The following is a 23709-nucleotide window of genomic DNA, read 5'->3' as shown; positions in this document are numbered from 1 at the left end:
GGACCGGCCTCATCGGGGGCAAGCCCCCTCCCACATTTGGAATGCGTTCCCCTGTGGGAGGGGGTTTGCCCCCGATAGGGCCGGTACTAGCAACGCAACCCTTGAAGGATGCCACCATGACCAACACCGCCCACACCCAAGTCGTGCAAAAACAATTCGGCGAACAGGCGTCTGCCTACCTGAGCAGTGCCGTGCACGCCCAAGGCACCGAATTCGCGCTGCTGCAGGCAGAACTGGCCGGGCAGGGCAGTGCGCGACTGCTGGATCTCGGTTGCGGTGCCGGTCATGTGAGCTTCAATGTGGCGCCGCTGGTCAAGGAAGTGGTGGCCTATGACCTGTCCCAGCAGATGCTTGATGTGGTGGCTGCCGCTGCGCAAGATCGCGGCTTCACCAATATCAGCACCGTAAATGGCGCCGCCGAGCGCCTGCCGTTCGCCGATGGCGAGTTCGACTTCGTGTTCAGCCGCTACTCGGCCCACCACTGGAGCGACCTTGGCCTGGCCCTGCGTGAAGTGCGCCGCGTGCTCAAGCCGGGCGGCGTGGCGGCCTTTGTTGACGTGTTGTCACCGGGTAGTCCGCTGTTGGACACTTACCTGCAGACCGTCGAGGTGCTGCGCGACACCAGTCACGTGCGCGATTACTCCGCCGCCGAGTGGATGCGTCAGCTCAGCGAAGCCGGTTTGCATGTACGCAACAGCAGCCGCCAGCGCCTGCGCCTGGAATACACCTCGTGGGTCGAACGTATGCGTACACCGCAAGTGCTGCGCGCCGCGATCCTGGAGTTGCAGCAGGCGATGGGCCAGGAAGTGCGCGATTACTACGAAATTCAAGCCGACGGCACCTTCAGCACCGATGTGCTCGTGGTATGGGCCGAACGCTGATTAATTTTCCCGACCTGCCCACGGGCAGGTCGCTCGATGAAATGAGGAACCCATGAGCAAGCAGATTCTGATTCTCCCTGGCGACGGTATTGGTCCGGAAATCATGGCCGAAGCGGTCAAAGTCCTGGAACTCGCCAACAGCAAGTACAGCCTGGGGTTCGAGCTGAGCCACGACGTGATCGGCGGCGCCGCCATCGACAAACACGGCGTGCCACTGGCCGATGAAACCCTGGACCGCGCCCGTGCTGCCGATGCTGTGCTGCTCGGCGCCGTGGGTGGTCCGAAGTGGGACAAAATCGAACGTGACATCCGCCCTGAGCGCGGCCTGCTGAAGATCCGCGCGCAACTGGGCCTGTTCGGCAATCTGCGTCCGGCGATCCTCTACCCGCAACTGGCCGACGCGTCGAGCCTCAAGCCGGAAGTGGTGGCTGGTCTCGATATTCTGATCGTGCGTGAGTTGACCGGCGGCATCTACTTCGGCTCCCCACGCGGCGTGCGCGAACTGGAAAATGGCGAGCGCCAGGCCTACGACACCCTGCCGTATAGCGAGAGCGAAATCCGCCGTATCGCCCGTGTCGGTTTCGACATGGCCCGCGTGCGCGGCAAGAAAGTCTGCTCGGTGGATAAGGCCAACGTACTGGCCTCCAGCCAACTGTGGCGCGAAATCGTCGAGGAAGTGGCCAAGGACTACCCGGATGTCGAACTGAGCCACATGTACGTGGACAACGCCGCCATGCAACTGGTGCGCGCGCCGAAGCAATTCGACGTGATCGTCACCGACAACCTGTTCGGCGACATCCTGTCCGACCAGGCGTCGATGCTCACCGGCTCTATCGGCATGCTGCCTTCGGCGTCGCTGGACACCAACAACAAGGGTATGTACGAGCCTTGCCACGGTTCGGCGCCGGACATTGCGGGCCAGGGCATTGCCAACCCGCTGGCGACCATTTTGTCGGTCTCGATGATGCTGCGTTACAGCTTCAACCTGGGCGATGCGGCGGACGCGATCGAGAAGGCCGTGAGCCTGGTGCTGGATCAGGGTTTGCGCACCGGTGACATCTGGTCGCAGGGTTGCACCAAAGTCGGTACGCAAGAAATGGGCGACGCAGTAGTCGCCGCGCTGCGGAATCTGTAATCTCTCGGGCCCGCTTGCAGTTGTTGCTGCAAGACGGTCCACTTTTTAACAAGGTGTAGTTGCGATGAAACGTGTAGGTCTGATCGGTTGGCGCGGTATGGTCGGTTCCGTGCTCATGCAGCGGATGCTGGAAGAGCAGGATTTCGATCTTATTGAGCCGGTGTTTTTCACCACCTCGAACGTGGGTGGCCAAGGGCCGTCCGTGGGCAAGGATATTGCCCCGCTCAAGGATGCCTACAGCATTGACGAGTTGAAGACACTCGACGTGATCGTGACCTGCCAGGGTGGCGACTACACCAGCGAAGTCTTCCCGAAACTGCGCGAAGCGGGCTGGCAGGGTTACTGGATCGACGCCGCGTCGAGCCTGCGTATGCAGGACGATGCCGTGATCATCCTCGACCCGGTCAACCGCAAGGTCATCGACCAGCAACTGGATGCCGGCACCAAGAACTACGTCGGTGGCAACTGCACCGTCAGCCTGATGCTGATGGGCCTGGGTGGCCTGTTCGAAGCGGGTCTGGTCGAGTGGATGAGCGCCATGACCTATCAGGCGGCCTCCGGTGCCGGCGCGCAGAACATGCGTGAGCTGATCAAGCAGATGGGCGCCACCCACGCGGCCGTCGCCGATCAGCTGGCCGACCCGGCCAGCGCAATCCTCGACATTGACCGTCGTGTGGCCGAAGCCATGCGCAGCGATGCCTACCCGACCGAGAACTTCGGCGTGCCATTGGCCGGTAGCTTGATCCCATGGATCGACAAAGAGCTGCCGAACGGCCAGAGCCGCGAAGAGTGGAAGGCCCAGGCCGAGACCAACAAGATTCTCGGCCGTTTCAAGAGCCCGATCCCGGTTGACGGCATCTGCGTGCGCATCGGCGCCATGCGCTGCCACAGCCAGGCGCTGACCATCAAGCTGAACAAAGACGTGCCGATCGCCGATATCGAAGGGTTGATCAGCCAGCACAACCCGTGGGTCAAGCTGGTGCCGAACAACCGCGACATCAGCATGCAGGAGCTGAGCCCGACCAAGGTCACTGGCACCCTGAATGTACCGGTGGGCCGTCTGCGCAAGCTGAACATGGGCAGCCAGTTCCTCGGCGCGTTTACCGTCGGCGACCAACTGCTGTGGGGCGCGGCTGAGCCGTTGCGCCGCATGCTGCGGATTTTGCTGGAGCGTTGATCGCTTGAAGCAATAATAGAAACCCGCGTTCTGGTGACAGGCGCGGGTTTTTTTATTGTTCTTTCGGAGGCTTTCGGGGGCAAGCCGCCTCCCACATTCGACCGAATTCCAACGTTGAAATGTTGTTCATTGTGGGCAGGGGCTTGCCCCCGATAGCGACGTCAGCCATGGCCCCACCCCCAGGTTAATTGCCTCACCTCCAGCCACCCGGTAAAGTGCCGCTCCCCCCGCAATGCCCGAGGCAGCCCCCATGACCCAGACCTTTGAAATTGCCGTGATCGGCGCCACCGGCACTGTTGGCGAAGCCCTGGTGCAGATTCTCGAAGAGTTGGCATTCCCGGTCGGCACCCTGTACTTGTTGGCCGGCAATAATTCCGCCGGTGCGTCGGTACCGTTTCGCGGCAAGAACGTGCGGGTCAAGGAAGTTGATGAATTCGATTTCAGCAAGGTGCAACTGGCGTTCTTTGCCGCCGGTCCAGCCGTCACCCTGAGCTTCGCCCCACGTGCCACGGCGGCGGGTTGTTCGGTGATCGACCTGTCCGGTGCATTGCCCGCCGAACAGGCGCCACAGGTCGTGCCAGAGGCCAATGCCCACGTCCTGAAGGGCTTGAAAAAACCGTTCCAGCTCGGCAGCCCGAGCCCGTCCGCGACCAACCTGGCGGTATTGCTGGCGCCGTTGCGTGGGCTGCTGGATATCCAGCGCGTCAGCGTCACGGCTAACCTGGCGGTGTCTGCTCAAGGACGTGAAGCCGTCAGCGAACTGGCCCGTCAGACCGCCGAGCTGCTAAACGTACGCCCGCTGGAGCCGAAATTCTTCGACCGGCAAATGGCCTTCAACCTGTTGGCACAAGTCGGCACGCCAGATGCCCAAGGTCATACAGCCCTTGAGAAGCGTCTCGTACACGAACTGCGTGCTGTGCTTGAATTACCGTCACTAAAGATTTCTGCGACCTGCGTTCAAGCTCCGGTGTTTTTTGGCGATAGCCTGACGGTGTCGTTGCAATTGGCTGCGCCGGTCGACCTTGCTGCGGTCAACCGTGCGCTCGACGCTGCGCCGGGTATAGAACTCGTGGAGGAGGGGGATTACCCAACAGCCGTTGGTGATGCGGTAGGCCAGGACGTGGTCTATGTCGGTAGGGTTCGCGCCGGTGTGGATGACCCGGCGGAACTAAATCTGTGGCTGACGTCAGATAACGTACGCAAAGGCGCTGCACTTAACGCCGTGCAACTGGCGCAGTTGTTGATAAAAGGCCTTGCGTAAAAGATACTTGGCCGCAATTTGTAGATTGATTCTAGCCAGGCGCTATGCTTGGCCCGAAGTGCAACAGAAGCGTGTCGGTAACCTATCGGCTCGCCATGCCTTATGGCAAGCGGTTACCAACCTTCTCGCAGGCCGGGGAGTGTTCAAACAAAGGATGAGGCTATGGTTCAAGTTCGCAAACTGGTGTTAGCAATAGCGGCCGCCTCGGCGCTGTCCTCCGGTATGGCGCAGGCGCTGCAGCTGGGGGAAATGACCCTCAAGTCGAAGTTGAACCAGCCGCTGTCGGTGGAAATCGAATTGCTCGATGTCGGCGGCCTCACCGCGTCCGAGATCACTCCTAGCCTGGCGTCCTCGCAGGCGTTTGTGGATGCCGGCGTCGATCGCCAGGCATTCCTCAATGACCTGACATTTACCCCAGTGATCAACCCCAACGGTCGCAGCGTGGTGCGTGTCACCTCCAGCAAGCCGCTGCCTGACTCCTACGTTCGCTTTCTGCTGCAAGTGCAATGGCCCAATGGTCGTTTGATGCGCGACTACAGCGTATTGCTTGATCCGTCCAAGTTCGACCGGTCGACACCGGCCGCTGTGGCGCCAGCCCCACGCTTGGGCGCACCTGCCAGCGCCGCGCCTGCCGCAAGCAAACCGGCCCAGCACACCACCACCTCCCGCGACACCCTATGGGAAATCGCCGAGAAACACCGCAATGGCGGTTCGGTGCAGCAGACCATGCTTGCGATTCAGGCGCTTAACCCTGGCGCCTTTATCGACGGCAATATCAACCGCCTGAAAACCGGCCAGGTGCTGCGCCTACCGGACACTGTCCAAAGCACCGCACTGCCGCAACCCCAGGCGATTGCCGAAGTTCGCGCGCAGAATGATGCCTGGCGCCAGGGGCGTCGCACGGCAGCCAACCAGGCCGCCGGCAAGCAACAACTGGACGCCACCAAGCGTACCCAGGCGGGCAGTGCGCCGTCGACCACCAATGCCCAGGACAACTTGAGCCTGGTTTCGGCCGAGGCGGCCAAGAAGGGAGGCAAGGGCAAGGCGGGCGACAGCCAGGGTCTGAGCGACAAGCTGGCGATGACCCAGGAACAGCTGGATACCACTCGCCGCGATAACGACGAACTCAAGAGCCGTGCAGCTGACCTGCAAAGCCAGCTGGATAAACTGCAAAAACTGATTCAATTGAAGAATGATCAGTTGGCCCGTTTGCAGGCGGAAAAAGGCGACCCGGCGACGCAGGCAACGGCTGCAACGACTGCAGCGGCGATGCCCGCGCAGTTGGCCAGCGAACCGGCAGCCACTCCGGCAACCCCCGCCGAACAGGCGGCAACACCAGCACCAACGCCGGCCGTTCCGGTAGCTGCTCCCGCACCGGAAGCGGCTACACCGGTTGCCGCAGCTGACGCTCCCGAAGGCAAGTTCAATGACCTGCTGACCAACCCGGTTGTCCTCTCTGTGATCGGTGGTGCGGCGGGCCTGGTGGTGTTGTTGCTCCTGCTGCTGTGGCTGCGCCATCGCAACGCCCGTCGCGAAGAGGAAAAACACCTGCGGATGGCGCGTGCATTGGCCGAAGAGCCGCAATTTACCTCTGATATCGAACACGACCTTCCTTCGGATAGTTTCGAGGGGCTTGAAGTCCCGCCGCCGAACGTCAAACTGTCCGCCGCTCCGGCGCCCGCTCCAGTGGTTGAGCCTGCAGTGGTAGTGCCGACGGTCGCCTCCGTGCTCGCACCGCTGGCCGTTGCCGTTGCGCCGCAAAACGCCAACGACGCACTGGTGCAAGCCCAGTCCCATATCGACCGTGGTCATCTGAACCAGGCCGCTGATGTGCTCGAACAAGCCATCAAGCACGAGCCCAAGCGCAGCGACCTGCGTTTGAAGCTGATGGAGGTTTATGGCCTGCAAAGCGACAAAGACGGTTTCGTGACCCAGGAGCGTCAACTGGTAGCCAATGGTGAAAACCACGCCCAGGTCGAGCAACTGAAGTCGCGCTTTCCGGCGATGGCGGTGTTGGCGGCAGGCGTCAGTGCGGCGGTTGCTGCCGCTGCGCTGGATGCTCAGTACGTCAAGGACTTGCTCGAAGACAAACCGGCAGCACCCAAGCCAGAGGCTTTTGACACCGATTTTGATTTGAGCCTGGATGATCTGGAGGCTGCTTCACCGGCCGAGATCAAGGACGATCAGCAGACATTCGAGTCGCTGCTGCGAGAGCAAACCGCCACTAAGCCGGCCTCGGATGACCTGTCTGACTTTGATTTGGATCTGCAGCTGGATGCGCCGACGTCAGCTCAGTCCGATGATGACTTCCTGTCCGGCCTTGAAGATCAGATGAACGACGTGCCTGCCGTTGAGCCGCCTACGCTGACGCCTGCGGCCGTGGATGACTTCGACCTGCCGGAAGATTTTGATCTGTCACTTGCCGATGAGCCGGACGCAGTCGTCAAGCCTGACGCGTTTGCATCGGAGCTGGACGATGTCAACGCCGAGCTGGATCGCCTGTCCCAGAGCCTTGAGCATCCACCCATCGAGCCATCTTTCACTGCTGAAGACGCAGCCTTGGGTGATGATGAGCCCGAGTTCGACTTCCTGTCCGGCACTGACGAGGTCGCTACCAAGCTTGACTTGGCCCAGGCCTATATCGACATGGGCGATGCGGACGGCGCTCGGGACATCCTGTCCGAAGTGCTGACCGAGGGCGACGAGTCCCAGCGCGGCGAAGCCAAGGAAATGCTCGGCAAAATCTGAAGGTCGATACCGCTCTGATGTGGGAGGGGGCTTGCTCCCGATAGCAGTGGATCAGCCTTACATGTGCTGATTGGCACCGCGCTATCGGGAGCAAGCCCCTTTTCACATGTGGTCTGCGTCAATCCCTAACAAAAGCGCCCGTCACACGGCTGCCGCATTTATAATGGCCGCCTTTGCGCAATTCATCAGGCTCTCAGTTCTTGGCAAATATAGATAACGCGGCCGCCGAAATGGCGGCCGCAGGCTTTTACCGCATCGCCCTGGGCGTGGAATACAAAGGTTCGCGCTATCGCGGCTGGCAGCGCCAGGCGTCTGGCGTGCTGACGGTACAGGAAACCCTGGAAAAGGCCCTGTCCAAGGTCGCCGATTCGCCCGTTTCGCTGATGTGCGCCGGACGTACCGACGCCGGTGTGCACGCCTGTGGCCAAGTGGTCCACTTCGATACTCAGGCCGAGCGCACGATGAAGGCTTGGGTGATGGGCGCCAACATCAATTTGCCCCACGACGTCAGCGTCAGCTGGGCCAAGGTCATGCCAGCGCATTTTCATGCGCGCTTCAAGGCGATTGCGCGGCGTTACCGCTACGTGATCTACAACGACCAGATCCGCCCGGCGCACCTTAACGAAGAAATCACCTGGAACCACCGTCCGCTGGATGCCGAGCGCATGGCCGAGGCCGCGCAGCATCTGGTGGGTGTGCATGATTTCAGCGCCTTCCGTGCCGGCCAGTGCCAGGCCAAGTCGCCTATCAAGGAAGTCCACCACCTGCGTGTGACCCGCCACGGCAAGATGATCGTGCTGGATATACGCGCTGGCGCGTTTCTGCACCATATGGTGCGCAATATCGCCGGTGTGCTGATGACCATCGGTACCGGCGAACGCCCGGTCGAATGGGCCAGGGAAGTGCTGGAGAGCAGGGTTCGCCGTACCGGCGGGGTAACTGCGCATCCATTTGGCCTATATCTGGTGGATGTGGAGTACCGCGACGAGTTCGAACTGCCCCAGCGATTTATCGGGCCGCACTTCCTTACCGGATTCAGCGAACTTGGCGGCTGACGCCCGGAAAAGCTTTTGTTACCATCCGGGACTTTCTCGGTCCAACCCTGAGGTTTCTACGATATGCCCGTCGTTCGCAGCAAGATTTGCGGGATTACCCGCATAGAAGATGCGCTGGCGGCAGTCGAGGCGGGGGCGGACGCCATTGGTTTCGTGTTTTATGCCAGGAGCCCGCGGGCGGTGAATGTGTTGCAGGCGCGGGCGATTATTGCCGCATTGCCACCGTTCGTGACTACCGTGGGTTTGTTCGTCAATGCTAGTCGTTGTGAACTCAATGAAACCCTGGATGCCGTGCAACTGGACATGTTGCAGTTTCATGGCGACGAAACCCCGGACGAATGTGAAAGCTATCAGCGTCCGTATATCAAGGCGCTGCGCGTGAAGTCTGGGGACGATATCGCCAGCGCGTGTGCCGCCTACGGTGGCGCCCGCGGGATTTTGCTGGATACGTATGTCGAAGGCGTGCCCGGCGGCACTGGCGAAGCGTTCGATTGGTCGCTGATTCCTGAGGGTTTAAGCAAGCCGATCATCCTGGCAGGTGGGCTCAATCCCGCGAACGTTGCGGCAGCCATTGAGCAGGTTCGCCCTTACGCCGTGGATGTCAGCGGTGGCGTGGAGCAGGGCAAGGGTCTCAAGGATCACGACAAGATTCGCGCATTTATGCAGGCTGTGCGCGGGATGTGACGGCTGGCAGTCTGCCGCCGTCCATAACTACCACTGTGTAAAACAGCCCGGTGCCGTCTGAGGATGGCCCGGAAATGAAGTGGCAACTCTGCGCTGGCAGGTTGTCTGGAAGGCTGAGGATGCAGGCTGGAAATGGCAGGTCGAACGTCTGACCCCGTCCAGCCGGCGTCATCGCCACATATGAATTTAGCTCAAGGGCATACGCGGGGCTGTGTTCAAGCCACCGGTACTGGAGAAAGAAAGCATGAGCAACTGGTTAGTAGACAAACTGATCCCTTCGATCATGCGTTCCGAGGTGAAAAAAAGCTCGGTTCCTGAAGGTCTGTGGCACAAGTGCCCTTCCTGCGACGCGGTGCTGTACCGTCCGGAGCTGGAAAAGACCCTGGACGTTTGCCCAAAGTGCAACCACCACATGCGTATCGGCGCCCGCGCCCGCATCGACATCTTCCTGGACGCTGACGGCCGTAACGAGCTGGGTGCTGACCTGGAGCCAGTGGATCGCCTTAAGTTTCGCGACGGCAAGAAGTACAAGGACCGCCTGACCGCTGCACAAAAGCAGACCGGTGAGAAGGACGCGCTGATTTCGGTCAGCGGCAAGCTGCTGGGTATGCCGGTGGTGGTCTCGGCGTTCGAGTTCTCCTTCATGGGTGGCTCCATGGGTGCGATCGTCGGCGAGCGCTTCGTGCGCGCCGCCAACTACGCCCTGGAAAACCGTTGCCCGATGATCTGCTTCGCCGCCTCCGGTGGTGCGCGTATGCAGGAAGCCCTGATCTCCCTGATGCAAATGGCCAAGACCTCAGCGGTGCTGGCGCGTCTGCGCGAAGAAGGTATTCCGTTCATCTCCGTGCTGACCGACCCGGTCTACGGTGGTGTTTCTGCCAGCCTGGCGATGCTGGGCGATGTGATCGTCGGCGAGCCAAAAGCCCTGATCGGCTTTGCCGGCCCGCGCGTGATCGAGCAGACCGTTCGCGAGAAATTGCCGGAAGGTTTCCAGCGCAGCGAGTTTTTGCTGGAGCACGGCGCAATCGACTTGATCATCCCGCGTGGTGAACTGCGTCCACGTCTGGGTAACCTGTTGGCGCAAATGATGGGCCTGCCGACACCTGTGTACGTCGCGCCTAAAGTCGAGCCTATCGTCGTACCGCCAGTGCCTGCGAACCTATGACCCAACGTACCCTGGGCGAGTGGCTCGCCTACCTTGAGCAGTTGCATCCGTCCGCCATCGACATGGGCCTGGAGCGCTCGCAACAGGTAGCGGCCCGCCTCGGGTTGGGCCGTCCGGCACCGCGTGTGATCACGGTGACCGGCACCAACGGCAAAGGCTCTACCTGCGCCTTTGTCGCCGCGCTGCTGCAAGCCCAAGGGCTGAAGGTAGGCGTGTACAGCTCACCGCACCTGCTGCGCTACAACGAGCGGGTGCAACTCAATGGCCTTGAGGCCACTGACGAGCAACTCTGCGAAGCCTTCGCCGCACTGGATGCCGGCCGGGGCGAGACTTCCCTGACTTACTTCGAGATGGGCACCCTCGCGGCGTTCTGGTTGTTCGAGCGTGCGCAGTTGGATGTGGTGGTTCTGGAAGTCGGTCTGGGTGGGCGTCTGGACACAGTCAACGTGGTGGATGCCGACCTGGCGCTGGTGACCAGTATTGGTGTTGACCATGCTGACTACCTAGGGGATACCCGCGAGTCGGTGTCTTACGAAAAGGCCGGAATTTTCCGCCAAGGCAAGCCCGCGCTGTGTGGTGATCTGGATCCGCCGCAGCCCTTGCTGGACAAGGTGCGCGAGCTGGATTGCCCGTTCTACCTGCGTGGTCGCGAATTTAATCTTGAAATCGGCGCGCAGCACTGGCAGTGGCAAGGGCGGGATGCCCGTGGCCAAGTTGTAGAGCTGCGCGATCTGCCGCTGCTGAACCTGCCGATGGAAAACGCCGCGCTCGCCTTGCAAGCCTATCTGCTGCTGGATCTGCCTTGGCATGCCGAGCAGATTGCTGCGACTTTGCTGGCAGCCCGAATGGTGGGCCGCTTGGATCGTCGCGCATTCGAGTGGCAGGGCAAACGCCTCAACTTGTTGCTGGATGTAGGTCATAACCCTCATGCGGCCGAGTACCTGGCGCAGCGCCTGGCGCTTACGCCGCCGGTGGGGCGTCGTCTGGCCGTCTTTGGGTTGCTTGCCGATAAGGATCTGGACGGCGTGATTGCACCGTTGCAGGGCAGTGTTCAGGCGTGGGCGGTGGCGCCGCTGGATACACCGCGCAGCCGTCCGTCCGCAGAGCTTAAAGTTGCGTTGCAGAACCTTGGTGCGCCCGTGACGTCGTATGCAAGCGTGACCGCTGCCCTTGAGGCGCAGTGCGCGTTAGCGACGGCCGAGGACGAGATTCTGTTGTTCGGATCATTTTATTGTGTTGCCGAGGCGCTTGAGTGGTTGGCCCGGCGCTCCACGGAGGAAGCTGCACATGGCATTACTGGATAGCGCATACAAGCAGCGAATGGTCGGCGCCCTGGTATTGGTGGCATTGGCGGTGATTTTCCTGCCGATGCTGTTTTCCCGTCAGGACGAACAGCGCCAAGTGGTCGTCGAGGCCCCGGCTGCGCCCGAGGCACCGTCATTGCCGCAGGTGCAGGTTGAGCCGGTTGTGGTCCCTGAGCCCCAGGCCTTGCCTGAGGAAGAGCCTGTGCCGACCGATGAGGAAATGGCGGCGCCCTCTACGCCGGTGCAGCCGAGCGTGCCGGTGGTCAAGCCCGCTCCGGCTCCAGTCGTAGCCGCCAAGCCTGCCGCACCGGTGCCTGCGCCCAAGCCGGTAGCGCCGCAACCTGCCGCGCCGGGCAAGCCGGACGTGGGTCAGAGCCGTATCGATCCTAACGGTTTGCCGATCAGTTGGTCGATCCAGGTGGCTAGCCTGGGCAATCGCGAAGGTGCCGATGCCTTGCAGAAGAAGCTGCGCAGCCAGGGTTACAACGCCTATATCCGCAGTGCCGATGGCAAGAATCGCGTGTTTATCGGGCCGCTGATCGAGCGTGCCGAGGCCGACCGCCTGCGTGACTTGCTGGATCGCCAGCAAAACCTGAAGGGGTTCGTTACGCGTTTCCAACCTGAGCGCGGCTGAGTTCGTATCGATTTTGGCTTGGAATGCGATCAAATGTGGGAGGGGGCTTGCTCTCGATGGCGTTGTGACAGTCAACGGATGAATTGACTGATCCGCCGCCATCGCGAGCAAGCCCTCTCCCACATTGGTTTTTCAATGGGTTGAAATGGTGCTGGCTCGCCACAAACTATTGATTTGCAAAGCAGCTGCAATCACAGCTTACCGATAGCCCGGCGCTCTGCTAAAATGCGCCGCCTTATCTGTCCGTAGGCTCAAACGTGCCATTTACCTGGGTTGATTGGGCGATTGTTGCAATCGTCGCCATCTCCGCTTTGATCAGTCTAAGCCGCGGCTTCGTAAAAGAAGCACTGTCGTTGCTGACCTGGATCATCGCAGGAGTCGTAGCCTGGATGTTCGGTGGTTCACTGTCGGTCTATCTGGCCGGATACATAGAGACACCCTCGGCTCGCGTCATCGCGGGCTGCGCCATCATGTTCATCGCCACGCTGCTGGTGGGAGCAATGGTCAACTATCTTATTGGCGAATTGATACGTGTCACCGGTCTCTCCGGGACCGATCGATTTCTCGGCATGGCCTTTGGCGCCGCGCGTGGCGCGTTGCTGGTGGTCGTGGCGGTCGGGCTGTTGAGCCTGGGGCCGGTACAGCAGGATTCGTGGTGGCAGGAGTCGGTACTCGTGCCAAAATTTCTATTAGTTGCAGATTGGTCCAAGAACCTCATCTTGGGGTGGAGCAGTCAGTGGCTGGCCAGCGGGATCAGCGTACCCGCTGATCTTCCGTTCAAGGAACACCTCTTACCGGCCAAAACGCCTCAGTAAGCTGTGTTCAGTCAAGATTCATTAAGTAGGGGTTGCGTCGCATGTGTGGCATCGTCGGTATCGTCGGTAAGTCGAACGTCAATCAGGCGCTGTATGACGCGCTAACCGTCCTCCAGCACCGCGGCCAGGATGCTGCCGGTATTGTGACCAGCCACGACGGCCGGTTATTCCTGCGCAAGGATAATGGGCTGGTACGTGACGTGTTTCATCAGCGTCACATGCAGCGCCTGGTCGGACACATGGGCATTGGCCATGTGCGTTACCCGACTGCTGGTAGCTCGACCTCGGCTGAGGCTCAACCGTTTTACGTCAACTCGCCTTATGGCATCACCCTGGCGCACAACGGTAACCTGACCAACGTTGAGCAACTGGCCAAAGAGATTTACGAGTCTGACCTGCGCCACGTCAACACCAGCTCCGATTCGGAAGTGCTGCTCAACGTGTTTGCCCACGAGCTGGCCCAGCGCGGCAAGCTGCAGCCCACCGAAGAAGACGTGTTCGCCGCCGTGATCGACGTGCATAACCGCTGCGTCGGCGGTTATGCCGTCGTGGCGATGATTACCGGCTACGGCATCGTCGGCTTCCGCGACCCGCACGGCATCCGCCCGATCGTGTTCGGCCAGCGTCATACCGACGAAGGCGTCGAGTACATGATCGCGTCCGAAAGCGTGTCCCTCGACGTGCTGGGCTTCACCCTGATCCGCGACCTCGCGCCGGGCGAAGCGGTGTACATCACCGAAGACGGCAAGTTGCACACCCGTCAGTGCGCCGTAGCGCCGAAACTCACCCCGTGCATCTTCGAGCACGTCTACCTGGCGCGTCCGGATTCGATCATCGACGGCGTTTCGGTATACAAGGCACGCCTGCGCATGGGCGAGAAACTGGCCGACAAGATCCTGCGTGAGCGTCCTGAACACGACATCGACGTTGTGATCCCGATCCCGGATACCAGTCGTACTGCGGCGCTGGAGTTGGCGAACCATTTGGGCGTCAAGTTCCGCGAAGGCTTCGTGAAGAACCGCTACATCGGCCGTACCTTCATCATGCCGGGCCAGGCAGCGCGCAAGAAGTCGGTACGCCAGAAGCTCAACGCCATCGAGCTGGAATTTCGCGGCAAGAACGTGATGCTGGTGGATGACTCCATCGTGCGCGGCACCACCTGCAAGCAGATCATCCAGATGGCCCGCGAAGCCGGTGCTAAGAACGTGTATTTCTGTTCCGCAGCGCCTGCCGTGCGTTATCCGAACGTGTACGGTATCGACATGCCGAGCGCTCACGAATTGATCGCACACAACCGCACGACCCAGGACGTGGCCGACCTGATCGGCGCCGATTGGCTGATCTACCAGGATCTGCCGGACCTGATCGAGGCTGTCGGCGGTGGCAAGATCAAGATCGACCAGTTCGATTGCGCTGTGTTCGACGGCAAGTACGTGACCGGTGACGTCGACGAGGCTTACCTGAACAAGATCGAACAGGCGCGTAACGACTCGTCGAAGATCAAGACCCAGGCGGTGAGCGCGATCATCGATCTGTACAACAACTGAGTAAACACCGGCCCTGAGGGGCCGGTTTTGTATCTTAAATAAAGAATTGAGTAAGGAGTCGCAGCATGAGTCAGGAATGGGATGCCGGTCGCTTGGACAGCGACCTCGATGGCGTAGCTTTCGATACCCTGGCTGTGCGCGCTGGCCAGCACCGTACGCCAGAGGGCGAACACGGTGATCCGATGTTCTTCACCTCCAGCTACGTGTTCCGCACTGCCGCCGATGCGGCTGCGCGGTTTGCGGGCGAAGTGCCAGGCAATGTGTATTCGCGCTACACCAATCCTACCGTGCGCGCGTTCGAAGAGCGCATTGCGGCCCTGGAAGGCGCTGAGCAAGCGGTGGCCACGGCCACCGGCATGGCGGCCATCCTGTCGGTGGTGATGAGTCTGTGCAGCGCTGGTGACCACGTGTTGGTGTCGCGCAGTGTGTTTGGTTCGACCATCAGCCTGTTCGAGAAGTACTTCAAGCGCTTCGGTATCGAAGTGGACTATGTGCCCCTGGCAGATTTGTCCGGCTGGGACGCTGCAATCAAGGCCAACACCAAGTTGCTGTTCGTCGAGTCCCCGTCCAATCCGCTGGCCGAGCTGGTGGATATCGCCGCGCTGTCCGAAGTGGCTCACGCCAAGGGCGCGATGCTGATAGTCGACAACTGCTTCTGCACGCCGGCCTTGCAGCAGCCGCTCAAGCTGGGCGCGGACATCGTCGTGCACTCGGCTACCAAGTTCATCGACGGCCAGGGTCGTTGCATGGGTGGCGTGGTCGCCGGTCGCGGCGAGCAGATGAAGGAAGTGGTGGGTTTCTTGCGTACTGCCGGCCCAACCCTGAGCCCGTTCAACGCATGGATCTTCCTCAAAGGCCTGGAAACCCTCAGCCTGCGCATGAAAGCTCATTGCGCCAACGCTCAGGCTCTGGCCGAGTGGCTGGAGCAGCAGGACGGTATCGAGAAAGTGCACTACGCCGGCCTCAAGAGCCATCCGCAACACGAGTTGGCCCAGCGCCAGCAGCGTGGTTTCGGTGCCGTGGTGAGCTTTGAGGTGAAGGGTGGCAAAGAGGGCGCCTGGCGCTTTATCGACGCGACGCGTCTGATCTCCATCACGGCCAACCTGGGAGATAGCAAAACCACCATTACCCATCCGAGCACCACCTCCCACGGGCGCCTGGCGCCGCAGGAGCGTGAAGCGGCCGGCATTCGGGACAGCCTGATCCGCATCGCGGTAGGCCTGGAAGACGTGGCCGACTTGCAGGCAGACCTGGCCCGCGGGCTGGCTGCCTTGTGATCGAATGGTCCATGGAGGCTGCAGCGGCCAGTAATGGGCGCGTCGCACTGGTGACTGGCGCGGCGCGAGGTATTGGCCTCGGGATTGCCGCGTGGCTGATCAGCGAAGGCTGGCAAGTGGTATTGACCGACCTGGATCGCGAGCGCGGCTCCAAGGTGTCTAAGGTGCTGGGCGAGAACGCTTGGTTTATCACCATGGACGTGGCCGACGAGAAGCAGGTTGCCCAAGGGGTTGCTGAAGTGCTCGGGCAATTCGGCCGCCTGGACGCGTTGGTGTGTAACGCGGCGGTGGCCGACCCGCGCAATATCACCCTGGAAAGCCTGGACCTGGCTTACTGGAACCGCGTGCTGGCGGTGAACCTGAGCGGGCCGATGTTGCTGGCCAAGCACTGTGCGCCTTACCTGCGTGCTCACGGCGGGTCCATCGTCAACCTGGCGTCGACTCGGGCCCGTCAATCGGAACCTGATACCGAGGCTTACGCGGCGAGCAAGGGCGGCCTGCTGGCCCTGACTCATGCCTTGGCGATGAGTCTTGGGCCGGAAGTGCGGGTGAATGCGGTCAGCCCTGGCTGGATCGATGCCCGTGACCCCGCTGCGCGGCGTGCCGAGCCGTTGACTGACGCCGATCATGCCCAGCATCCGGCGGGCAGGGTGGGGGTAGTGGAGGATGTGGCGGCAATGGTGGCGTGGCTGCTGTCGCGCCAGGCCGGGTTTGTCACTGGCCAGGAGTTCGTGGTGGATGGTGGTATGAGCAAGAAGATGATCTACAGCGAGTAGTGGGGTCTTGAAGCAATTTTGTCTTTTTCAGAAAAACTTCAAGCAGGCTATTGACTTAGGTCCGCTACCTGCGTAAATTTCGCGGCCTCAACGAAGCAAAGGGTGATTAGCTCAGCTGGGAGAGCATCTGCCTTACAAGCAGAGGGTCGGCGGTTCGATCCCGTCATCACCCACCACTTCTTGAGAGTTTTACCTTCGGGTAAAACGCAACGTTAAAAGTTGCACCGACGCGCAGCGGTAGTTCAGTCGGTTAGAATACCGGCCTGTCACGCCGGGGGTCGCGGGTTCGAGTCCCGTCCGCTGCGCCATATTTTCCAGATCTGACTTGTCAGGCTTGAGATTGAACAGCCAAGGCTGATTGATCAGATGTTTAAAGACGGTTGAGGTGTTTTGCTCAACTGATCAAGCGATACGCAGCGGTAGTTCAGTCGGTTAGAATACCGGCCTGTCACGCCGGGGGTCGCGGGTTCGAGTCCCGTCCGCTGCGCCATATCTGCCTCAAGGCCCACTGAACGCCTTGAAGCACAAAGTAAGCCTTTGGCTACTTTGACCCGATAGCAAAGACCCTGGTCGAAAGACCGGGGTTTTTTGTGTCTGCGATTTGGTGGTGTGTTGCTAGAGCCGGCGAGCCGGCTCCTGCGGCATTGTTAGAATCCCAGCTTGTCGCGCAAGCCGTAGTACCACGCCCCCAGCGCCGCAAACGGCGTGCGCAACAGTTGCCCGCCCGGAAACGGGTAATGCGGCAGGTCGGCAAACGCATCAAAACGCTCTGCCTGGCCTCTCAATGCCTCCGCCAGTACCTTGCCCGCCAAGTGGGTGTACGTCACGCCATGGCCGCTGCAGCCCTGTGAGTAGTAGATGTTGTCGCCAAGGCGCCCCACCTGCGGCAAGCGCGACAGGGTTAGGAGGAAGTTGCCGGTCCAGGCGTAGTCGATCTTCACATCCTTGAGTTGCGGGAAGGCCTTAAGCATCTTCGGGCGGATGATCGCTTCGATATTCGCCGGGTCGCGCGCGCCATATACCACGCCGCCGCCGAAGATCAGGCGTTTGTCACTGGTGAGGCGGTAGTAGTCGAGGAGGTAATTGCAGTCCTCTACGCAGTAATCCTGCGGCAGAAGGGTCTTGGCCAATTCATCCCCAAGCGGTGCAGTGGTGATCACTTGCGTACCGCAGGGCATCGACTTGGCTGCAAGCTCCGGTACCAGGTTGCCCAGATAGGCATTACCCGCGACGATGATGAACTTGGCCCTGACCTTGCCCTGGGCTGTGTGCACGACCGGATTGGCGCCACGCTCGATACGCACTGCCGCCGATTGCTCGTAGATCGTGCCGCCCAGGGATTCTACGGCCGCGGCTTCGCCGAGTGCCAGGTTGAGCGGATGGATGTGGCCCCCGCTCATGTCCAACAGGCCGCCTACGTAGTTGTCACAGGCCACCACCTCACGGATGCGACGCTCGTCCAGCAACTCCAGCTGAGTATGGCCGTAGCGCTCCCACAGGCGCTTCTGCGATTCCAAGTGGCCCATGTGCTTGCTGTTGAGTGCGGCGAACACGCCGCCGTCCTTCAAGTCGCACTGGATCTGGTACTTGGCTACCCGCTCGCGAATGATCCTGCCGCCCTCGAACGCCATCTGCCCCAGCAACTGAGCTTGCTGAGGACCTACGCTGCGCTCGATCACATCGATGTCGCGGCTGTAGCTGTTGACGATCTGCCCGCCATTGCGGCCTGACGCGCCAAAGCCCACCTTGGCAGCTTCCAGCACGGTCACGCGAAAGCCGTTCTCTAGGAGAAACAGCGCACTTGAGAGGCCGGTATAGCCGGCACCAATCACGCACACATCGGTTTCGACTTCACCCTGCAGCATCGGGCGCGGCGGAACGGCATTCGCGGAAGCGGCGTAATACGACTGTGGGTAGGGGGTGTTCGCCATCCTGGAACCTCTGTTTTATATTTTTTACGAGTGCGCCGATCCTACCTGAGTTGAAAATTGCCTGCCAGCCACCCAAAAAATGCAGGTAGGTTGGTCGCAAATAAAAAATTCGCATATTCATAGGCTTAGCTGCAAAAAAGATGTTGACACCCCTCCGGAATTCCGTAGAATGCCGCCTCACAGCAGGCACGTAGCTCAGTTGGTTAGAGCACCACCTTGACATGGTGGGGGTCGTTGGTTCGAGTCCAATCGCGCCTACCAAACAAAATCCGCTCTGCTGGGCGGTCTAGAAGGGCTCACCGAAAAGGTGGGCCCTTTTTTTTTGTCTGCGATTTGAAAAGTATCATTTCGTTGCCTGCCTCTCACTAGATAGTCTTCTTCATTCCCTCATCCGTGCCAATCCAGCCAGTTCGGGCTTGGATTCCTTTTTTGCAATGCCAGCCCTTGCGCGTTCACTTTCTACAGCTGAAATCTCAAGATCTTTGACGGGGTGTCGATACTGTCGTAGTGCCATCTTTTTGGGTGGGTGATGTTAAAACAGGGAGAAGCAACATGTCGGGTGTAGAGTGGTATTACGCGCTGAGCGGTTCGCGACAGGGACCTTTTACGTTTGAGCAAATGCAAGGTTTCTTGAGTTCGAACACTATCAGCGCGCAAACAAAAGTATGGCCGGGCGAGGGCGATTGGGTCGCTCTGAAAGACACTGACTTGGCCCAAAGCATTCCACGCCCCTCGGGCCCACCACCTCTTGCAGCAACAGAAATAGACAACCGATTTGTATGGGCGTTGGCGGGCGTCCAGTTGGCGGGTGGGTTGATCGAATACTTTTCCGGTATGAGTATTTGGTGGGTTTTTGTGATCTTCAACGTAGCCCTGTGTGTTGTCGACGAAAAGCGTTTGAAAGCAGCCGGTCATGCCGCGCCACAAAGCTGGTGGGCGTTGATTGTTCCTGTTTATCTTTGGAAGCGAGCGGCGCTTTTGAAGCAGGAAAAGCACTATTTTTACGGTTGGGTGGCGGCGTTCGTTGTATCGGTCGTGCTGGGAATGTTCGGTGGCCAGTCCGCTATCGAAGAAGCGGCATGCCCAATTGTCACCGACATCATTCATAAGCAGTTTTACCAAACGTCATCGTGCGTTGCCGTGACGATTGACGACGAGATTAAAAGTGGTCTCTATCGTGCGAGCGCCTTGCTCGATAACGGAAATGAGATCGACATCACCATCGAGGAAAAGGGCAAGCAGATCCTTGTTCGGATTCCTCGCCAGTGATCGCATTGGCGTGACCAGTAAAAGCCCAACATTGTGTTGGGCTTTTTTTTGCTGCTGCGACTAAACGTGCAAGGCTTGTCTAAAGTAATTGCCTGGCAGGCCGATGCATTCTCAAATCTCTGAACGTCGGATATTTGGCATGCTTATTAACATTAGCACTACCGTTTCCGTAGCAAGCACTCCAAGTACTGTCACGTCGACGGATACCGCCACCACCGAAAGTGCACGTACCGCCAGCAGTTCCTCCGCTGGCGCGAGCGGTGAAACTAAAGGTGCGGCCGGCGCGGGCGGCGGCCTGGCCTCATCGAGCTCGCAGGAGTCCGATCGGGTCAAAGAGTTGAAAAAACAGATCGAGCAGTTGCAGCAGCAGCTTCAAGAACAGCAGCAGGCCCTTCAGAAGGCTCAGTCCAGTAGCCAGAGCGCAGACGCCAAGGCTGCCGCTATAGCCGCGGCTCAAACGCAAATTGCAGGCACTGCTGCCGCATTGCAGACGGCAACTTCGGCGCTATTGCAGGCCGTCACGGATGAGGGGGGCAGCGCGTCCGGTTCGATGGTCAGCACCACCGCCTGATCGCAGAAAAGTGTGTTGAACCGCCGTTTTTATCCGCGGTTCAGCACACTTTCTCCTGCACCCTTGGGCAATCGATACACATCCACCAGCGCCCACATCCCCAGCAACGCCACCCCGATGAACGCCACGCGGAAATCCACCGGCTGCGCCTGAACCTCATGGCCTTGCACGGTCATGGATGCGCGCAACAACAGCGCAGCCACTGTCACGCCCATGCCCATGGCCAGTTGGAATGACAGGCTGAACAACGCCGACGCTTCGCTCATGCGTGCCTTGGGCACATCTGCGAAGCCAATCGAGTTGTAACAAGTGAACTGCATTGAACGTGACAGCCCGCCCACAAACAACACGGCCGCAATCAGCGAAAACGGCGTCTGTGCCGTGAACAGCGCGCACGCCATTATAGACACCACACCGATTACCCCATTGACCAACAACACTCTGCGAAAGCCGTAGCGTTGCATGATGGCGGTGGTGAAGGGTTTCATCGCCAGGTTGCCGGCAAACACCGCAAGTACCAACAGCCCCGCGTCCACTGGCGACAGGCCAAATGCGACCTGAAACAGCAGGGGCAGCAGGAAAGGCAGGGCGCTGATGGCAAGGCGAAACAGTGAGCCGCCGTAGATGCTCACGCGGAAGGTGTTGATGGACAGTGTATCGAGCGGCAACAGGGGAGCGCTGTAGTGCCGACAATGGTGCACGGCCCATACCGTCAGCAGTAAACCTGCCGCAACCAGCGCTGCGCCCGGGATGAGCATTTCGCCTGCCTGGCTGCCCAGCCATTCCAGCCCGCCCAAGAGGGCCACGCAGGCGCCTGCCAGCAGTAAAAAAACCTTCGTATCGAACTTGCGCACATCCGCCTCGCGGCCTTCCGGTACCAGCCACAGTGCCGCGACCAAGGCCAGGGCGCCCAATGGAAGGTTCACGTAGAAGATCCATGGCCACGATGCATGAGTCACGATCAGTCCACCCGCCAGCGGCCCAAGAATCGGCGCCACCAAGCCAGGCCAGGTAATCACTGCGACCATCTTCACCAAGTCTTTTTTATCGGTATTGCGCAGCACCGCTAGACGCCCGACCGGCACCATCAGTGCGCCACCGATGCCTTGCAGGACGCGGGCAAATACGAACATTTCGAGGCTTTGGCTGAGCCCGCAGAGCAGCGAGGCGAGGGTGAAAACAATGATCGCGCCAGCAAATACCCGGCGTGCACCGTAGCGGTCGGCGATCCAGCTGGACAGCGGAATGAAGATCGCCACGGCAAGAATGTAGGCGGTGATGCCAATGTTCATGTCGACCGGCGTCACGCCGAATGCCGCGGCCATGGTTGGCAGCGCGGTGGCGATCACCGTGGCGTCGAGGTTCTCCATAAAAAAAGTCACGGCGACCACCAGGGCGATCAGGCGGGTTTGCGTGCTGAGGCCGGTGTCGGCTGTGGATGAGGTCACCGGTATTTCCCCTTGTTGGATGAGGGATGGCTGCTTGGCGTCGGTCTCAGCCGTTCCATATTTAAAGTTGTAATGAAGGCGCCATGAGCACGCGGCGCCACGATGCGCGAATCTGTCGCGGACTGTCTACAGGTTGTTAACGGTGTGGACTCCAGTCGCCGACAAAATTTATTGGTTCGCAGCAACAATTTTTCTTGTTGGACACCTTCCGCTTTCAGGCAGCACAGTTGCTGCCACTGACGCTCGCCCTGACGGGTCAACAATAAAAAAACCGAGCCGACTGCACGCCACTTCCTGCTGTGAACCCTTTGTTCACATCCTGCTGTAATGGCGCCGCAGCGCGCACTTAAGGACCTCTCCGCCATGCAAACTGTTGTGAACTTATGGCCGTTGATCGGCGTACTTGTGATCGTGGTTGGCTTTGTTTTACGTTTCAATCCGCTGTTGGTGGTCACCGCTGCGGCTATTGCCACCGGGCTTGCTGCCCACTTCCCGCTGGAAAAAATCCTCGCCACCATGGGTGATGGCTTCCTTCAGACCCGTGCCCTGCAATTGATCCTGTTGTTGCCCCTGGCCGTCATCGGCTTGCTGGAGCGCCATGGCTTGCGCTTGCATGCGCAAAACTGGATTGCACGGTTTGAGCGTGCCACTGTCGGGCGTCTGCTGATCATCTATCTGTTCGTGCGTGAATCCACCGCCGCCATGGGCTTGACCAGCCTGGGCGGGCACCCGCAGATGGTGCGCCCGCTGTTGGCACCGATGGCCGAAGGTGCGGCGGAAAAGCGCTACGGCAAGCTGCCGGACAAGTTGCGGCATAAAGTGCTGGCCATGTGCGCGGCGACGGACAACGTCGGGCTGTTTTTTGGCGAAGACATTTTCGTTGCGTTTGGCGCCATTGCATTGATGCACACGTTCCTGCTGGGCTCGGGGATTGATGTCGAGCCGCTGCACATCGCGGTGTGGGGTATCCCGACGGCGATCTGCGCCTTCATCATCCACGCGATCCGCTTGCATCGGTTTGATCGACGATTGACGCGTGAGATGGCTCCCGTCGCCACGCCGGCAGGGGCCTCCCAATGATTATTTCCATTCAATACCTCTACTGGCTGGCTGGTGTGCTGCTGCTGATCACCGCAGGCATGATTCTGTTGGACCGAACCCATCCCAAGCGCTGGTCCAGTGCTTTGTTCTGGCTGTTGTTTGCCATACCGTTTCTGGTGGGCGAGCGCCTGCCATCGGTGGTGATCGGTGCGGGTGTGGTGGTGATGGCATTGATAGCAGGGTTCGGCGGCGTGGGCCGTGGCACCCATGTCGAGCTGCACGACAAGGCCTCGCGCGCCAGTGCTGGCCGCCTGGGCCACAAGCTGTTTATACCGGCGCTGGCCATTCCCCTGACCACGGTAATCGGCTCGGTATTGCTCAAGCACACCGAGATCGGCGGTATACCGTTGCTGGATCCGAAAAACACCACCTTCGTGTCTCTCGGTATCGGCTGTCTGATCGCTCTCGGCCTGGCCTGCTGGCTGACCCGCGATACGCCGGTGCAGGCCTTGCGCGAATCACGCCGCCTCACCGAAGCCCTGGGCTGGGCCATGGTGTTGCCGCAGATGCTGGCGATGCTCGGGCTGCTGTTCAATGAAGCGGGCGTCGGCACGGCTGTCGCCCACGTCACCACCACTTACATCAACCTGGATTTCAAGTTGGTCGCGGTGATGGTGTATGTGTTGGGCATGGCACTGTTTACGGTGATCATGGGCAATGGCTTCGCCGCTTTCCCGGTGATGACTGGCGGCGTCGGTGTGCCGGTGTTAGTGGGCATTTACGGCGGCAACCCGGCAGTGATGGCCGCCATCGGCATGTTCTCCGGTTACTGCGGGACCCTGATGACGCCAATGGCCGCCAACTTCAACATCGTGCCGGCGGCGTTGCTGGAATTGCCGGACAAGAACGCAGTGATCAAGGCCCAGTTGCCGACGGCGCTGATGATGCTGGTGGTCAATATTGTGCTGCTCTACCTGTTGATGTGAGGTC

The 23709-nt window shown here is 60.1% G+C and carries 20 protein-coding genes and 4 tRNA genes; 22 read left to right on the top strand and 2 right to left on the bottom strand.

Going from position 1 to position 23709, the window contains the following annotated elements:
• Window positions 1-116 precede the first annotated feature (116 nt).
• The 17 genes from G9Q84_RS24565 to G9Q84_RS24485 all read left to right on the top strand — a co-directional run bounded on the left by G9Q84_RS24565 (window position 117) and on the right by G9Q84_RS24485 (window position 16949).
• A complete protein-coding gene (locus tag G9Q84_RS24565; protein ID WP_032888283.1) occupies window positions 117-881 on the top strand; it encodes a class I SAM-dependent methyltransferase in 765 nt (254 codons plus the stop codon).
• A 52-nt stretch (window positions 882-933) separates the two neighbouring features.
• Window positions 934-2016 carry a 3-isopropylmalate dehydrogenase gene (leuB, locus tag G9Q84_RS24560; RefSeq protein ID WP_003192555.1) on the top strand — a complete coding sequence of 361 codons (1083 nt, stop codon included), beginning with the start codon at window positions 934-936 and terminating at the stop codon, window positions 2014-2016.
• Between the two features lie 64 nt (window positions 2017-2080).
• Window positions 2081-3193, top strand: a complete 1113-nt coding sequence (gene asd / locus G9Q84_RS24555) for an aspartate-semialdehyde dehydrogenase (protein ID WP_032888280.1) — start codon at window positions 2081-2083, stop codon at window positions 3191-3193.
• A 250-nt stretch (window positions 3194-3443) separates the two neighbouring features.
• Window positions 3444-4454 (top strand): aspartate-semialdehyde dehydrogenase, encoded by a 1011-nt coding sequence (locus G9Q84_RS24550; RefSeq protein WP_122680518.1) that lies wholly within the window; start codon window positions 3444-3446, stop codon window positions 4452-4454.
• A gap of 162 nt (window positions 4455-4616) precedes the next feature.
• Window positions 4617-7202, top strand: coding sequence for a FimV/HubP family polar landmark protein (locus tag G9Q84_RS24545; protein WP_181644219.1), 2586 nt, complete (start codon window positions 4617-4619; stop codon window positions 7200-7202).
• 230 nt (window positions 7203-7432) lie between these two features.
• Window positions 7433-8257 (top strand): tRNA pseudouridine(38-40) synthase TruA, encoded by an 825-nt coding sequence (gene truA / locus G9Q84_RS24540; protein WP_053128844.1) that lies wholly within the window; start codon window positions 7433-7435, stop codon window positions 8255-8257.
• A 63-nt stretch (window positions 8258-8320) separates the two neighbouring features.
• Window positions 8321-8941, top strand: a complete 621-nt coding sequence (locus G9Q84_RS24535) for a phosphoribosylanthranilate isomerase (protein WP_099603136.1) — start codon at window positions 8321-8323, stop codon at window positions 8939-8941.
• 244 nt (window positions 8942-9185) lie between these two features.
• Entirely contained in the window at window positions 9186-10106 is a 921-nt protein-coding gene (accD, locus tag G9Q84_RS24530) for an acetyl-CoA carboxylase, carboxyltransferase subunit beta (RefSeq protein ID WP_032888267.1), read from the top strand.
• Entirely contained in the window at window positions 10103-11410 is a 1308-nt protein-coding gene (gene folC, locus G9Q84_RS24525) for a bifunctional tetrahydrofolate synthase/dihydrofolate synthase (RefSeq protein WP_181644218.1), read from the top strand. The genes accD and folC overlap by 4 nt, the downstream gene beginning before the upstream one ends.
• Window positions 11394-12044, top strand: a complete 651-nt coding sequence (locus G9Q84_RS24520; RefSeq protein WP_122752901.1) for an SPOR domain-containing protein — start codon at window positions 11394-11396, stop codon at window positions 12042-12044. Before folC ends, G9Q84_RS24520 begins: the two co-directional genes overlap by 17 nt.
• A gap of 257 nt (window positions 12045-12301) precedes the next feature.
• Window positions 12302-12859, top strand: a complete 558-nt coding sequence (locus tag G9Q84_RS24515) for a CvpA family protein (protein ID WP_003192538.1) — start codon at window positions 12302-12304, stop codon at window positions 12857-12859.
• A gap of 41 nt (window positions 12860-12900) precedes the next feature.
• Window positions 12901-14406, top strand: coding sequence for an amidophosphoribosyltransferase (gene purF, locus G9Q84_RS24510; RefSeq protein WP_032888260.1), 1506 nt, complete (start codon window positions 12901-12903; stop codon window positions 14404-14406).
• 65 nt (window positions 14407-14471) lie between these two features.
• Window positions 14472-15683, top strand: a complete 1212-nt coding sequence (locus G9Q84_RS24505; protein ID WP_032888258.1) for an O-succinylhomoserine sulfhydrylase — start codon at window positions 14472-14474, stop codon at window positions 15681-15683.
• An 11-nt stretch (window positions 15684-15694) separates the two neighbouring features.
• A complete protein-coding gene (locus tag G9Q84_RS24500; RefSeq protein WP_032888256.1) occupies window positions 15695-16459 on the top strand; it encodes an SDR family oxidoreductase in 765 nt (254 codons plus the stop codon).
• Window positions 16460-16559: 100 nt separating this feature from the next.
• A tRNA-Val gene (locus G9Q84_RS24495) sits at window positions 16560-16635 on the top strand.
• 55 nt (window positions 16636-16690) lie between these two features.
• Window positions 16691-16767 (top strand) — tRNA-Asp (locus G9Q84_RS24490).
• A gap of 105 nt (window positions 16768-16872) precedes the next feature.
• A tRNA-Asp gene (locus G9Q84_RS24485) sits at window positions 16873-16949 on the top strand.
• Between the two features lie 157 nt (window positions 16950-17106).
• Here G9Q84_RS24485 and G9Q84_RS24480 read toward each other — a convergent pair.
• On the bottom strand, window positions 17107-18390 hold the full coding sequence (locus G9Q84_RS24480) for an NAD(P)/FAD-dependent oxidoreductase (RefSeq protein WP_032888253.1): 1284 nt from the start codon (window positions 18388-18390) through the stop codon (window positions 17107-17109).
• Window positions 18391-18574: 184 nt separating this feature from the next.
• Between G9Q84_RS24480 and G9Q84_RS24475 the strand changes: the two genes are divergently transcribed.
• The 3 genes from G9Q84_RS24475 to G9Q84_RS24465 all read left to right on the top strand — a co-directional run bounded on the left by G9Q84_RS24475 (window position 18575) and on the right by G9Q84_RS24465 (window position 20230).
• Window positions 18575-18651, top strand: a tRNA-Val gene (locus G9Q84_RS24475).
• A 291-nt stretch (window positions 18652-18942) separates the two neighbouring features.
• Window positions 18943-19659, top strand: coding sequence for a DUF4339 domain-containing protein (locus tag G9Q84_RS24470; RefSeq protein ID WP_050442833.1), 717 nt, complete (start codon window positions 18943-18945; stop codon window positions 19657-19659).
• A gap of 139 nt (window positions 19660-19798) precedes the next feature.
• The gene (locus tag G9Q84_RS24465) at window positions 19799-20230 is read left to right on the top strand and encodes a hypothetical protein (protein ID WP_181644217.1); all 432 of its coding nucleotides are present in this window, start codon (window positions 19799-19801) and stop codon (window positions 20228-20230) included.
• Between the two features lie 29 nt (window positions 20231-20259).
• On the opposite strand, the gene G9Q84_RS24460 is transcribed toward G9Q84_RS24465, so the two are convergent.
• A complete protein-coding gene (locus G9Q84_RS24460; protein ID WP_181644234.1) occupies window positions 20260-21684 on the bottom strand; it encodes an MFS transporter in 1425 nt (474 codons plus the stop codon).
• 357 nt (window positions 21685-22041) lie between these two features.
• Here G9Q84_RS24460 and G9Q84_RS24455 point away from each other — a divergent pair, with 357 nt between their 5' ends.
• Both G9Q84_RS24455 and G9Q84_RS24450 read left to right on the top strand, forming a co-directional pair.
• A complete protein-coding gene (locus G9Q84_RS24455; RefSeq protein WP_181644216.1) occupies window positions 22042-22758 on the top strand; it encodes a DUF969 domain-containing protein in 717 nt (238 codons plus the stop codon).
• Window positions 22755-23705, top strand: a complete 951-nt coding sequence (locus tag G9Q84_RS24450) for a DUF979 domain-containing protein (protein WP_032887000.1) — start codon at window positions 22755-22757, stop codon at window positions 23703-23705. The genes G9Q84_RS24455 and G9Q84_RS24450 overlap by 4 nt, the downstream gene beginning before the upstream one ends.
• Window positions 23706-23709 lie beyond the last annotated feature (4 nt).

Source organism: Pseudomonas sivasensis (assembly GCF_013778505.1).
In the GTDB taxonomy this organism is placed as follows: Bacteria; Pseudomonadota; Gammaproteobacteria; order Pseudomonadales; family Pseudomonadaceae; genus Aquipseudomonas; species Aquipseudomonas sivasensis.
Note: the sequence above shows the minus strand (reverse complement) of the source record. Positions and strands in the feature narration are given on the sequence as shown.

Coding starts and splice junctions, on each gene's coding strand:
- G9Q84_RS24535 (WP_099603136.1), top strand. CDS start 8,321: ATGCCCGTCGTTCGCAGCAAGATTTGCGGGATTACCCGCATAGAAGAT.
- accD (WP_032888267.1), top strand. CDS start 9,186: ATGAGCAACTGGTTAGTAGACAAACTGATCCCTTCGATCATGCGTTCC.
- purF (WP_032888260.1), top strand. CDS start 12,901: ATGTGTGGCATCGTCGGTATCGTCGGTAAGTCGAACGTCAATCAGGCG.
- G9Q84_RS24505 (WP_032888258.1), top strand. CDS start 14,472: ATGAGTCAGGAATGGGATGCCGGTCGCTTGGACAGCGACCTCGATGGC.
- G9Q84_RS24465 (WP_181644217.1), top strand. CDS start 19,799: ATGCTTATTAACATTAGCACTACCGTTTCCGTAGCAAGCACTCCAAGT.
- G9Q84_RS24520 (WP_122752901.1), top strand. CDS start 11,394: ATGGCATTACTGGATAGCGCATACAAGCAGCGAATGGTCGGCGCCCTG.
- G9Q84_RS24500 (WP_032888256.1), top strand. CDS start 15,695: ATGGAGGCTGCAGCGGCCAGTAATGGGCGCGTCGCACTGGTGACTGGC.
- leuB (WP_003192555.1), top strand. CDS start 934: ATGAGCAAGCAGATTCTGATTCTCCCTGGCGACGGTATTGGTCCGGAA.
- G9Q84_RS24545 (WP_181644219.1), top strand. CDS start 4,617: ATGGTTCAAGTTCGCAAACTGGTGTTAGCAATAGCGGCCGCCTCGGCG.
- folC (WP_181644218.1), top strand. CDS start 10,103: ATGACCCAACGTACCCTGGGCGAGTGGCTCGCCTACCTTGAGCAGTTG.
- G9Q84_RS24470 (WP_050442833.1), top strand. CDS start 18,943: ATGTCGGGTGTAGAGTGGTATTACGCGCTGAGCGGTTCGCGACAGGGA.
- G9Q84_RS24565 (WP_032888283.1), top strand. CDS start 117: ATGACCAACACCGCCCACACCCAAGTCGTGCAAAAACAATTCGGCGAA.
- G9Q84_RS24550 (WP_122680518.1), top strand. CDS start 3,444: ATGACCCAGACCTTTGAAATTGCCGTGATCGGCGCCACCGGCACTGTT.
- G9Q84_RS24480 (WP_032888253.1), bottom strand. CDS start 18,390: ATGGCGAACACCCCCTACCCACAGTCGTATTACGCCGCTTCCGCGAAT.
- G9Q84_RS24450 (WP_032887000.1), top strand. CDS start 22,755: ATGATTATTTCCATTCAATACCTCTACTGGCTGGCTGGTGTGCTGCTG.
- asd (WP_032888280.1), top strand. CDS start 2,081: ATGAAACGTGTAGGTCTGATCGGTTGGCGCGGTATGGTCGGTTCCGTG.
- truA (WP_053128844.1), top strand. CDS start 7,433: ATGGCGGCCGCAGGCTTTTACCGCATCGCCCTGGGCGTGGAATACAAA.
- G9Q84_RS24455 (WP_181644216.1), top strand. CDS start 22,042: ATGCAAACTGTTGTGAACTTATGGCCGTTGATCGGCGTACTTGTGATC.